A 12,060-nucleotide genomic window follows, 5' to 3' on the forward strand; every position below is an offset into this window, starting at 1 on the left:
GCCGCGCGATCAATTCGGCGTTGCCATAGGCCCGCAAAGCTTGGGCGGGGATGCTGGTGGCGTCGGCAAGCTGATCAGACCACCACGTCAACTTGTCCGCGGTGCGCCCTGGCGCTTCGACGTCAATATTGGGCACCTCTGCCCCACCGACGGGTGGAAGATCCTCCGGAACGGGGGACAGCTGCCGGAACGGGGAAGGCTTGTCAAGGAAGGAAAGACTCCACGCCACCAGGGAAATGATCAGAATGATGGCCAAGACAATACCGAGGCCACAGCCCCCAATCCTCCGTAGCCCCTGTGTCATAAAGGTGAATACTACAGACAGTTCCACAGGCGGGTCAGACCGACACAGAGGGCGCCGCTTGGCGACGGAAGTAACCTAGCTAAGCAAAAATATTTCGGATAATTATGTCAAAGTATTCCCATGCATAACATTGTGCGCTACACTGCACCGATGAACGGTCCGCCGCGCCTACGCCGGTCCTGCACGTTCTTTCAACGCCCTTTCTTCAATCTCAAGGAGTTCCATGTCCATCCGTCGTATCGCTGCCACCGCTGCCGCTGTTGTCACCCTGGGTGCTGTCGTGCCCGCCACCGCGTCCGCCGCGTCCCTCGAGGAGTTGGGTGACTTCCTTTCCCAGGGCATCCAAAATGCTGACTGCAACAACCTCCGAAGCACCCTGACGCTGATCGATCAGACGACCGAGGGCGAGCTGCTCGGCCCGGACACCACCCGCAACCAGCTGTCGAAGAACCTCATGGCTCTGGGCAACACCGAGGAACTCGGCCCGCTGGCCCTCGCCGCTGTGAAGTACTCCGGCCAGACCGCTGACCGCGCCCTCGAGTGCAAGATCGTCAAGGAAGACACCATCGCCACCGGCGGCACTGGCCTGTCCTCCACGATCGCCGACTACGCTCCCCTGCTGTCCTCCATTATCCAGAAGGGCTAGTACTTCTCGCGGGCCTTGCCTTCGGCCCACAGGCGCTCCTGCTCCTCTACCCCAACGACGTCCTCCGTGCCGTCAAAAAGGTAGGGCGCGCGGGAGCGCATTTTGTTGACGAAGGACATGGCGACGTCATCGAGGCTAAAAGCCCCGCGGCGCGCCGCGATCTCGGCATGGAAAAGGACTTGTAAGAAAACATCACCAAGCTCCTTGAGTAGCTCGGCGTCAGAGGCGCGCTCCCGCACCGCTTCCGCGAACTCCGCGGACTCTTCCTCCAGATACGGCAGCAAGCTCTCATGGGTTTGATCACGTTCCCACTCCCCGATACGCCGGGCCCGCGTCATCACCTCGCGCGCCTGCCACATCGGTTCCTCCAGGGAGGGGGCAAGGATGAGCTCCGCGTGGGCGTCGATAAGCGCACGCACCTGCGGGTGGGACGGATCTGTGCTCACCACAACACCGTGGCCTGCCGGATCCTCACCGCACAGGAGCTGGTCGAAATTCCACCGCACCTTTACCGGTACTTCATCGGTGAAAACAACAGGTCCCTGCAGTTTTCCAACGGCCTCCAGAGGGATTAGGGTAGGCCAGCGCGGATCTAACAACAGGACAGTCATAAGCAACGAGTATAGGTCCCGGGCTCCATGAGCTTTCGCCGCAGTTGCACAAAAGCCCGCCTTAAGGGGTATTTTTAACCAATGACCACTTCCAATCTCACCGAATCGCCGCGCACGCACTCAGTGACGCCGTGGACGCTTGTCGCGCTCATCATCGGTTCCACGGTGGGCGCGGGTATCTTCTCTCTCCCGCAAAACATCGCCTCCGTCGCCGGCCCGGGCGCCATGCTCATCGGCTGGCTCATCGCAGGCGTGGGCATGCTCTCCGTTGCCTTCGTGTTCCAAATCCTGGCCCACCGCAAACCGCACCTCGACTCCGGTGTGTATTCCTATGTCCGCGCCGGCTTGGGTGATTTCATCGGCTTTACCTCCGGTTGGGGCTACTGGCTGGGCTCCGTGATGGCGCAGGTCGGCTACGCCACCTTGTTCTTCAACACCATTGGCCACTACGTCCCCCTCTTTGACGCCGACCACCGCTGGGTCTCTGCCATCGCGGTCTCGTTGCTGTCTTGGGGAATTTTTGCGGTGCTGGCCCGCGGTATTAAGCAGGCGGCCATCATGAACATGGTGACCTCTGTGGCCAAGATCGTGCCCATCCTGGCTTTCATCGTCATCCTTGCCTTCGTGGGGTTTAGCTGGGACAAGTTCACCCTGGATTTTTGGGGCACAGCCTCCGACAAGTCCCTCTTCGAGCAAGTACAGGGCATCATGCTCTTTACCGTGTGGGTCTTCATCGGCGTGGAAGGTGCTTCGGTCTACTCCAAGCAGGCCCGCACGCGTGCCGACGTCGGCCGCGCCACCGTCATCGGCTTCATCAGTGTCTTGGCACTGCTGGTCTCCGTGTCCACGCTGAGCTTCGGCGTCCTCACCCAGGAGGAGCTCGCAGCGCTTCCGGATAACTCGATGGCCTCCGTGCTCACCGCCGCGGTCGGTGAATGGGGCGGCGCGCTCATCTCCCTCGGCCTGTGTCTCTCCGTGCTGGGTGCCTATGTGTCCTGGCAGATGCTGTGCGCGGAGCCCATCGTCATGATGGCGGTCGATGGTCTTCTCCCCCGCAAGATCGGCACCGTGAACATCGCCGGCGCGCCGTGGGTAGCGCAGCTGATCTCTACGCTGACGATTCAGCTCTTCGTCATCGTGTTCTTCCTCAACGAAACCTCTTATAACGCGATGGTGCAGCTGGCCACCATCATGTACCTGCTGCCCTACATCTTCTCCTCGCTGTACCTGGTGCTCTTGGCGGTGCGCGGCAAGGGGCTAACCCACCCGCATGCCGGGGTGCGCTTCGACTTGTCTGGCCCGGAGGTGAGCCGCCGTGAGAACCGCCGCCACCTCTACATTGGCCTCGTCGCCTTCATTTACTCAGTCTGGCTCATTTACGCCGCCGACCCGGTCTACGTGCTGCTTGGCGCGCTGGCTGTGGTCCCGAGCATGATCCCTTACGTGGCTACGCGCTTGTACAAGAAGGAGCGCGTGTTCAACTCTTTTGAGTGGTTCGTGGTAGCGCTGGTAATTGTCGGCGCTGTCGCTGCGGTGTGGGGCTTGAGCACCGGGCGCCTCGTTCTCTAGAACACCTCAGGTGCTGAGCGGTGCGAGAGCACCGCGTACGTGATGCAGCTTGCGAGCCACATCACGTGGCCGATGCCGCTGATAACGAGGAGGATGCCGCCGGCGATCGCGGCCGCTTCCTCGTTGCCAAACCACCACGTCGGTACGGTGGCCGGTCCGATGTCTCCGAAATCCGGCAGGTTGGCGTTGCCCAGGATGAATCCGATGAACACCAGCCCCATCGACACCCAGGCCCATTCCAGCTTGCTCTCATAGTCACTGCGGATGAATAGCGGGAGCAGCCCAAGCAGCACCCACACGCCCACCAGGAAAATCCCAAACATCATCAGCATGAAGGTGAGCCAACCGCCGTTCTCACCGCTGAACTTTATGACCAGCGAGACGGGGATGCTGATCAATGCCGCGAACATCCACACCGCCACCATGACGATCCGTTGATTCGCCCGAGGATAGCCAATGCGGTTGTTCGCGGCGTCCATTACTTCTCTCCTACGCTAACAACGTTTTTCTTAGTCTTAGCACCACTGACGTCAACGTGCTCGAGTTCAAACATCGACGCTAGGAAATCCGCCACCCATTGCAGCAGCTCAATGTCACGCAGCTTAGGGTCCGTGACATTCCGTCCTGCCTTGGGGAAGCTGAGCTGAATGGCCTTGGCCGCCGCACGATAATTCGAGCCCGGGTAGAGACGCTTGAGGCGCACCTGCTTGGAATCCGCCAGCTCCACCGGGTGGACCTTGATGCGCGTGCCCTGCACCGTGATGTCGCTGACCCCGGCCCGGCGGGCCTGGTGGCGCAGGCGCGCTACGGCAAGCAGGCGCTCGACCGGCTCCGGGACGGGGCCGTAGCGGTCCTGCATTTCCTCCACCACGTGCCCCAAATCAGCGTTGTCTTTGGAGGCCGCGAGCTTGCGGTAAACCTCTAGGCGCAGGCGCTCGGAGTTGATGTAAGACTCCGGGATGTGGGCATCCACCGGCAAATCGATCCGGATTTCCTTCGGTCCTTCGTCCGTGACCACGGGGGTCTCCCCGCGCGCGAGCGCCTTGAAGGTCTCCACGGCCTCACCGACGAGGCGCACGTAGAGGTCAAAGCCCACGCCGGCGATATGGCCGGACTGCTCGGCGCCAAGGACGTTGCCCGCGCCGCGCATCTCAAGGTCCTTCATGGCCACGGCCATGCCCGCGCCCAAATCATTGTTCTGGGCGATGGTGGCCAGACGGTCATAGGAAGTCTCCGTCAGCGTGGCGCCCTTCGGGTAGAGGAAGTAGGCATAGCCGCGCTCGCGGGAGCGGCCCACGCGCCCGCGCAGCTGGTGCAGCTGCGATAGACCCATGTGGTGGGCGTTTTCCACGATGAGGGTATTCGCATTAGCGATATCCAGACCGGTTTCCACGATGGTGGTACACACCAGGACGTCGAATTCGCGGTCCCAGAAACCTTGCACGGTCTGCTCGAGAACGTCCTCATTCATCTGCCCGTGCGCGACGACGATGCGCGCCTCCGGCACCAGGTCCCGCAGCTCACGGGCCTTCTTTTCGATGTCGGCGACTTTGTTGTGGATGAAGAACACTTGGCCATCGCGCAGCAGCTCGCGGCGAATAGCCGCGGCCACCTGTTTGTCCTCATACGCGCCCACATAAGTCAGGACCGGGTGGCGGTCCTCCGGTGGTGTCAGAATCGTAGACATCTCGCGGATGCCCGCCATGGACATCTCCAGGGTTCGCGGAATCGGGGTCGCGGACATGGTGAGCACGTCCACGCTGGCCTTGAGCGCCTTGATGTGCTCCTTGTGCTCCACGCCGAATCGCTGCTCCTCATCCACCACGATGAGGCCTAAGTTCTTCCACTGCACGCCCGTCTGCAGCAGGCGGTGCGTGCCGATGACGATATCGACGGAACCATCCGCCAAACCGGCGAGAATCTCCTTGGACTCCTTGGCCGAAGTAAAGCGCGAAAGCACCTCGATATCCACCGGGAAGCCCTGCATGCGCTCGCGGAACGTATCGGCGTGCTGTTGCGCCAGAAGGGTCGTGGGCACGAGGACCGCCACCTGCTTGCCATCCTGCACCGCCTTGAAGGCTGCGCGCACGGCCACCTCGGTCTTGCCATAGCCCACATCACCGACGACCACGCGGTCCATCGGCACCGTGGATTCCATGTCTTCCTTGACGGCATCGATGGCCAGCATCTGGTCTTCCGTCTCGACGAAGGGGAAATTATCCTCCATCTCCGCCTGCCACGGGGTATCGGGACCAAACTGGTGGCCCGGTGCTGCCTGGCGCTTGGCATAAAGCTCCACCAGCTCACCGGCGATCTCGCGCACCGCAGCGCGCGCCTTCTTCTTAGTGTTCTTCCAGTCCGAGCCGCCCATCTTGGACAGCGTCGGTGCCTCACCGCCGGTGTATTTGCTCAGCAAATCCAGCGAATCCATGGGCACCCACAGCTGGTCGGCCGGCTGGCCGCGCTTGGATGCCGCATACTCCAACACTATGTACTCGCGGCGTGAGGTCTCATCACCGGACTGTACGGTGCGCTCGGCCATCTTGAGGAATTTGCCGATGCCATGGGTCTCATGCACCACGTAGTCGCCCTGCTTCAAGGCGAGAGGATCCACGCGGTTGCGGCGCTTTGCTGGGCGACGTTTAGCGCCCGCAATATCGCCTACACGGTTACCCGTGAGATCCGTTTCCGTGATGACGACCAGCGGCAACGCTTCAGCGTCCTTGAGCTTGCGCACCTTCGGGAACACCAGACCAGCATGGGACAAGGCCTGGTAGAGAGTAACCTCGCCGGGGCTCGGCTCCCAGCCAGGTGTGGCCACCTTCGTGGGGATGCCCTTTTCCGCAAAGCGCTCCACCATGCGCTTGATAGCACCCTGCGCAGGCGCGATGAAGGCGGCACGCCCGCCGGCCGTGGTGTGCGCCAGAAGCTGTGCCATCATGGCATCGATCTCTGAGATATCACCGCGCGGAGTAGGTCCGGGCTCAAAATCCAGCGGCAAGGTCTCCGATTCAGCCGCCGCAAACATCCCCGGTGGGGCAAAAGTCCACAACGGGGCCTCGATATTCCGGCACGTCGCCTCCAACGACTCATAGGAGCGATAACTCGACGCCGAGGTGTCCAAGCCCTCGGCCGCCAGCGGACCATCCGCGCCCATCGCGGCGGCTTCCCAACCGGCCGCCAAGAACTCGGCATCGGTGGATTCCAAGTCTGCAATACGGGTGCGGATTTTCTCCGGCGCCACAAGCAGCACGTGCGTGCCCGGGGTGAGGAGCTCGGGGAGGGTGACAAAGGGGGCGTCGGCAAGCACGGCCAGCACAGCCTCCATACCTTCGGCCGGGATGTGCTCCCCTACTTTGGTCAACAGCTCCGCCAGCGCCGCGTTGCCCCCAAACTTCTGCGCCAGCTCGCGGGCGCGCGCGGCTACCTCATTGGTGATCGGCAGTTCGCGGGCGGGATAGATGGCAACCTCGCCAACCTCAATCTCCGGGATGGCGCGCTGATCCGCCACAGAGAATTGGCGGATATCCGTAATTTCATCGCCCCAGAACTCCACACGCACCGGGTAATCGGAGGTGGTGGGGAAAACATCGAGAATGCCGCCGCGCGTGGCGTACTCGCCGCGCTTGGCCACCATATCCACGTGCTTATAAGCGCGAAACTCCAGCTCCGACAGGATGTGTGAAAGCTCATGCTCGTCCTCTTCCTTCAGGAAGATGGGCGCGCGGCCCTCCACCTTGCTCAAGATGGGCTGGCAGTACCCGCGGGCGGAGGTCACCACGACCTGGGCTTTGCCTGCACCCACTAGGTCGAGCACACGCGCGCGCTTGCCGACGATATCCGCGGCCGGCGACAGCCTCTCATGCGGAAGCGTCTCCCATGCCGGGAAGTAGGCGACCTTATCCCCCAGCATGGCCGTCAGCTCCGCGGTGAGATCCTCCGCCTCACGCCCGGAGGCAGTCACCACCAGCACCGGCGCATGATGTGCCAGCGTTCCGATGGCCCACGGGCGTGCCTGGTCGATGCCAGTAATGTGCAATGAGGCTTCCCCCACTTGGGAGGCGAGGCCTTTAAGTTTCGGATCTGAGGCGGCTACTTTGAGAAGCCCGCCCAGCATCGGCGTTGCCACCTACTTGGCTCCCTTCAACTTCGGTGCTGCTTCCATGCCGGAAAGACCATTCCAGCACAGATTAACGATGTGCGCGGCAACTGTCTCACGCGAAGGCTCGCGCTCATCCAGCCACCACTGAGCTGTGGTGGCCACCATGCCGACGAGCGCCTGACCGTAGAGCACCGCCAGCTCGGGGTCGAGCCCGCGATGTTCGAAGGCCTCACCGAGGATATGCGCAATCTGATTTACCGCCGTGTTCAACAACGTGGAAAAGCTACGCTCATCCCCTGGCTTGGAATCACGCACAAGGATCAAGAAACCATCGGTTTCCTCCTCCACGTAGGTCAGCAGCGCCACCACGCCCTGCTCGATGCGCTCGCGCCAGGAACCCGTCTGCAGGGATTCCGTCACGACCTTCTCCAAAGCCACGAGCTCGCGGTCAATGACGACGGCGTAGAGCCCCTCCTTGCCGCCAAAATGCTCGTAGACCACCGGCTTGGACACACCGGCGCGTGCCGCGATGTCCTCCACGCTGGCGCCATCGAAACCGCGTTCCGCGAAGGCCGCACGGCCAATGGAGATCAACTGCTCACGGCGCTCACGCCCGGTCATCCTTTGTCGAACCATGCCTTCTACTGTATCTCCCCCACTGGACATGGCCCGCACCAGCTAAAAGTAGCCCACTAGCACGGCGATAAAGAAGGTTGGCCACCTGTTTAGGTCTGATACACACCCGTCAGGTAACATGTCCCCCAGCGCTCATAATATGAGCGCGTTTCCCCATGGTGTAATCGGCAACACTACGGTTTTTGGTACCGTCATTCTAGGTTCGAGTCCTGGTGGGGAAGCCGATTAGGATAGCCCGTCTACCTGTTTCTTTGCAGGTTGCGGGCTATTGCGCTGGCGATATCTCGGAACCTGTGGAAACCGCTCCGGGCATTTACAGACCAACAGGTAATCGCATTTGTAGCGCGCCGCACCAATAATATGCTCGCCCACTGGGCAGAAACCTTTGACGACGTGCTCGAACGTGAATATATCCCGTATCCTGCCCCATGTCCGGTGCCTCTGTTTCACTGCAGGATGAGGATGACAGCGCTGTCCGCGAGCTAGATCGCGAGCCGAACAAATTCGCTGCCGACTCGTCACTAAACAAGCAGGAAGTACGAGAAAACGAGGAGAGGATACCATTGACTGCCCCCGACCAAGTCGCTATGTACACCACCCAAGATGGTAAAGCACACGTAAGACTCCAACTAAAAGACAACGACGCCTGGCTCACCCAGAAGCAGATGGCCGATCTCTTCGACGTCACCACAGCTTCCGTCTCGCATCATATTCAGTCAATCACACGCTCAGGCGAATTAGGTGCAGAAGCTACTTTCAAACAACTTTTGAAAGTACCAGGTCAAACCAGGTCCGTTAATCACTACAACCTAAACATGATTCTCGCCGTTGGCTACCGCGTACGAAGTCCACGCGGCTCACAATTTAGAAAATGGGCCACAGAAGTTCTACGCGAATACCTCACCAAGGGCTTTGCTATCGACGCTCAAAAACTCAAAAACGATGGTGCTGACACCCACTTCGACGAATTACTTGAAACCATTCGAGAGATTCGAGTCTCCGAACGCCAATTCTTCCGCAAAATCTGTGACGTCATAGCCGCAACCAGCGCTGACTACCAAGAAAAGAAATCATTTAAAGAAGTCCAACAATTCTTCGCAGGGATTCAAAACCGACTCCACTTCGCCACCCACGGCCGAACCGCAGCAGAGCTAATCTGGGAACGCGCAGACCGCACCAAGCCATACGCTGGGCTCACGACGTGGGGCGGAGAATCGCCTCACAGGAGCGACATGGGCATTGCGAAAAACTTCCTTACCGAAGACGAAGCTAGGCGTATGCGCAGGCTCACCACAATGTATTTAGACTATGCAGAAGACCAAGCCGAGATGGGAAAGACCATGCTCTTGAAAGATTGGGTGGAAAAAACGGAATCCTGGCTCGTCTTCAATGAACGCGAAGTCCTCAAAGGATACGGGAAGAGGAAGCACAAGCAGGCAGTAAACAAAGCTGAGGAAGAATGGAATGCCTACCAGAGCCAACTCGATTATAAGGTCAACGAAATAGACATGAAAGCTCTAGAAGCCGAAATCAAGACCTTGAAACAGGATAAGGATTAAATTGATTAATCTTGATGTCCTGGTTTATGCAGCGCAGGTCCGAAACTGTACCCTCCTCACAAGCTACGCAACAAGGGGTGGATAACGACATCTAGCTATGCGCCCCTAAGATACATGAGCATCACGCGGTGGCAGTCGCCCGAGAAGTGATCGAGAAGCAGGTTGAGCGCAGTAAAGATCTTGGTCCGAAAGCACTATCGCGGACCAAACAGCGTAGCGGGCAGCTGCGTGCCCCGGGCACCGTGCATGGTTCGACAGTGCGATGACGCGTATGTTGAAAAGCGAAGGAACACATCGAGAAAGCGCTGGACGAGGGCCTCTGGGGCCGCGTGGTACTGACCGTATTGAGCAAGTGATAGGTTCAAATCTCACGAGAACCTATTTGCGTTTTCTGTTCCCTCGCCTAAAGCCCCTGATTTCAGCTTTCCGCGCTATCGATGCCACCTGCGCCGCGGTGTAGTTCAAGGGAGCAATGCCGGCTCGCGGAAGCACCCATCCGCGCCAATACGCCATAACTGCTAGGCCAAAGCCCACGAAGGGCGAGATGACCATGCCGAGGGCAAACTGGTCGAAATACGCGAAGGATGCCATCACGATTCCTGTAAGCACCGCCGGCACGGCATAGAGCGGGCTGCCGCCAAAGACCGAGGGAATCTGGCCGGAAGCAACATCGCGCACCATTCCGCCGCCCACTGCGGTCAAGACGCCCAAGAATACGCAGGCAATAAACGGCATTCCATAAGTCAGCGCCTTCACGCAGCCAGTCGTGCACCACACGCCTAAGATGACAGCATCCGCGTGCTCGAGGAAGATCTCCCAGGCCTTGCCCTTCAAATCCGTCAAGAACGCAATGAGCGCGCCCACGCACGCCAAAGTGAGATACAGCGGATCAGAGATAGCCGCTGCCGGACCGCTGGCGATCAGCATGTCACGGATCATGCCGCCAGCCAGCGCCGAAAAGAGCGCCAGAAAGACGAAGCCAATAATGTCGAATTCCCTACGGCGTGCAATCGTGCCGCCAATGATGCCGTTGAGCACCACGCCAATGAGGTCAAAGACCTGGTACAGGGAATGGATGAGTGGGTCGACGTCCTGAATCACAGATACTGACCATAGCGTACTGCTCACATATTGATGGTGGATTTGTTTCAGTTCACACTATCGCCAGGCTCGTGTCGTCCCAGAGCTCCCTACTCAAGCCTCCTCGGCAGCCGCCGTATCCAAATGTGCAGACCTGGAAGTACAGACACGCAGGTGGGCGTCGTGAAGCGCAAACGCACTGCTTGGCGACGACCAGCAGGTCTGCACTTTTAGGTCTGCACTTTTGCCAACACTGAGACTAACTACACGGCTAGCGGGCCGTGCCTACGAGAGCATCGTGAAGGGTTGGGCCTGCGCCTCCGGCGTCGCATAGGGGCTGCGGGAGGAGTCCACCACCTGGCCGGCGTGTGTGGAGTGCGTGGCGGCGGTTTGGTCGAAGACTAAGGCGGCTGGCTTGACGCGCACGTCGGGCTTCTCACCTTTGTTGACCATGACGTACTGCCCCATCATTCCCTCGTCCTCATGCAGCAGCATGTGGCAGTGGTACATGTACGGGATGGTCTTATCCGGGAAGTGGCCGAACTCCACCAGCAGGCGCGCGGTTGCCTTCGGCGGAAGATTCACAATGTCCTTCCACCCAGAGTTGAACACATTCATCTTCTCATCGCCGTCCCAGTCCAGGACCTTGAAGCGGGCGTTGTGGATGTGGAAATTGTGCGGCCAATCAGAGTTCTCATTGGTCACGGTCCAGATCTCCGGGGCGTCGTGGTCGATGACGGTATCTACACGCGCCATGTCCATCTGCTCGCCGTTGATCATGAAGGTGTTGAGCACGAACTCACGCTCTTCAAGGCTCTCCGTGGACGGGGTTTTCGCAGCGGCGGGGTCAAGCGTTGCCGGCAGGGCGGGGGCTTCGGGCGCGGACTCTTCCGGCCCGGAAATGGTGAGCAGGTCGAACGAATCTTGGAAGCCGAAGTCGGCCGCATCCTTGTCTTTGGGCACCCCAAAGTTATCTTTGCGCGGCACCGAGCGCAGCTGTACCTCCTCGCCGGGCTCAAGGTCCACGATGATTTCGGCGCGCTCGCCGGGGCCAAGGAGTAGGGTGTCGGCTTCGACGGGGGCGTCGAGAAGCCCAGTGTCCGTGGCGATGACATGGAAGGGGCCGTTGCTCAGCTCCAGTGTGTAGAAGCGCATGGAGGCACCGTTAAGCAGACGCAGGCGAACCCGGCGCGTGGTGGCGTCGAAGCGCGCATTGGTGATGCCGTTGACCACGGGCGTGGTTCCGAGAAGGCCCAGGGTGTTATCGCTTTTCTCATCGATCTGTCCGTCCTCGGTGAACTTCGCGTCCATGATGACTACCGGGATGTCATCGACACCGTAGTGCTGTGGAATGTCGAGGTCATCGGCAACGTCGTCATCGATGAGGAACATGCCCGCCAGCCCGCGGTAGGCATGCGTGGCCGTGGCCATGTGCGGGTGCGGGTGGTACCACAGCGTGGCCGCCGGCTGGGTGATCTCCCACTCGGGTTTCCAGGTCTTACCCACCTCAATCGGCGAGTGCGGGCCGCCATCCGAGTAGGCAGGCAGCTTCA

At 60.0% G+C, this 12,060-nt stretch carries 9 protein-coding genes and 1 pseudogene; 3 read left to right on the plus strand and 7 right to left on the minus strand.

Annotated features, from left to right (window positions below):
* A pseudogene (locus tag RDN59_RS09390) lies at positions 1 to 304 on the minus strand (hypothetical protein); the annotation flags it as partial.
* Between the two features lie 223 nt (positions 305 to 527).
* Between RDN59_RS09390 and RDN59_RS09395 the strand changes: the two are divergent.
* Positions 528 to 950: a hypothetical protein gene (locus RDN59_RS09395; protein WP_308607608.1), complete on the plus strand. Its 423-nt coding sequence runs from the start codon at positions 528 to 530 to the stop codon at positions 948 to 950.
* On the opposite strand, the gene RDN59_RS09400 is transcribed toward RDN59_RS09395, so the two are convergent.
* Complete coding sequence (locus RDN59_RS09400; protein ID WP_308607609.1) at positions 947 to 1,561, minus strand: MazG nucleotide pyrophosphohydrolase domain-containing protein; 615 nt, start codon at positions 1,559 to 1,561, stop codon at positions 947 to 949. The genes RDN59_RS09395 and RDN59_RS09400 overlap by 4 nt on opposite strands.
* A gap of 81 nt (positions 1,562 to 1,642) precedes the next feature.
* On the opposite strand from RDN59_RS09400, the gene RDN59_RS09405 reads away from it, so the two are divergent.
* Positions 1,643 to 3,130 (plus strand): amino acid permease, encoded by a 1,488-nt coding sequence (locus tag RDN59_RS09405; protein ID WP_308607610.1) that lies wholly within the window; start codon positions 1,643 to 1,645, stop codon positions 3,128 to 3,130.
* Here the strand turns inward: RDN59_RS09405 and RDN59_RS09410 are convergent.
* The 3 genes from RDN59_RS09410 to RDN59_RS09420 are packed head-to-tail and all read right to left on the minus strand — an operon-like array spanning position 3,127 to position 7,868.
* Complete coding sequence (locus RDN59_RS09410) at positions 3,127 to 3,609, minus strand: hypothetical protein (protein WP_308607611.1); 483 nt, start codon at positions 3,607 to 3,609, stop codon at positions 3,127 to 3,129. The two genes, RDN59_RS09405 and RDN59_RS09410, sit on opposite strands and share 4 nt — an antisense overlap.
* Positions 3,609 to 7,247 (minus strand): transcription-repair coupling factor, encoded by a 3,639-nt coding sequence (gene mfd, locus RDN59_RS09415; protein WP_308607615.1) that lies wholly within the window; start codon positions 7,245 to 7,247, stop codon positions 3,609 to 3,611. Before mfd ends, RDN59_RS09410 begins: the two co-directional genes overlap by 1 nt.
* A 12-nt stretch (positions 7,248 to 7,259) precedes the next feature.
* Positions 7,260 to 7,868, minus strand: a complete 609-nt coding sequence (locus RDN59_RS09420) for a TetR/AcrR family transcriptional regulator (RefSeq protein ID WP_308607612.1) — start codon at positions 7,866 to 7,868, stop codon at positions 7,260 to 7,262.
* A gap of 428 nt (positions 7,869 to 8,296) precedes the next feature.
* Between RDN59_RS09420 and rhuM the strand changes: the two genes are divergently transcribed.
* A complete protein-coding gene (gene rhuM, locus RDN59_RS09425) occupies positions 8,297 to 9,427 on the plus strand; it encodes a RhuM family protein (RefSeq protein WP_308607613.1) in 1,131 nt (376 codons plus the stop codon).
* Between the two features lie 378 nt (positions 9,428 to 9,805).
* Here the strand turns inward: rhuM and RDN59_RS09430 are convergent, their stop codons facing one another.
* Positions 9,806 to 10,525 carry a trimeric intracellular cation channel family protein gene (locus RDN59_RS09430; protein WP_308607616.1) on the minus strand — a complete coding sequence of 240 codons (720 nt, stop codon included), beginning with the start codon at positions 10,523 to 10,525 and terminating at the stop codon, positions 9,806 to 9,808.
* 267 nt (positions 10,526 to 10,792) lie between these two features.
* A partial coding sequence (locus RDN59_RS09435; protein ID WP_308607614.1) for a multicopper oxidase domain-containing protein occupies positions 10,793 to 12,060 on the minus strand: 1,268 nt, incomplete at its 5' end.

The sequence above is a fragment of the uncultured Corynebacterium sp. genome (assembly GCF_902489365.1).
Taxonomy (GTDB): Bacteria; Actinomycetota; Actinomycetes; order Mycobacteriales; family Mycobacteriaceae; genus Corynebacterium.

Coding starts and splice junctions, on each gene's coding strand:
- RDN59_RS09395 (WP_308607608.1), top strand. CDS start 528: ATGTCCATCCGTCGTATCGCTGCCACCGCTGCCGCTGTTGTCACCCTG.
- RDN59_RS09400 (WP_308607609.1), bottom strand. CDS start 1,561: ATGACTGTCCTGTTGTTAGATCCGCGCTGGCCTACCCTAATCCCTCTG.
- RDN59_RS09405 (WP_308607610.1), top strand. CDS start 1,643: ATGACCACTTCCAATCTCACCGAATCGCCGCGCACGCACTCAGTGACG.
- RDN59_RS09410 (WP_308607611.1), bottom strand. CDS start 3,609: ATGGACGCCGCGAACAACCGCATTGGCTATCCTCGGGCGAATCAACGG.
- mfd (WP_308607615.1), bottom strand. CDS start 7,247: ATGCTGGGCGGGCTTCTCAAAGTAGCCGCCTCAGATCCGAAACTTAAA.
- RDN59_RS09420 (WP_308607612.1), bottom strand. CDS start 7,868: ATGGTTCGACAAAGGATGACCGGGCGTGAGCGCCGTGAGCAGTTGATC.
- rhuM (WP_308607613.1), top strand. CDS start 8,297: ATGTCCGGTGCCTCTGTTTCACTGCAGGATGAGGATGACAGCGCTGTC.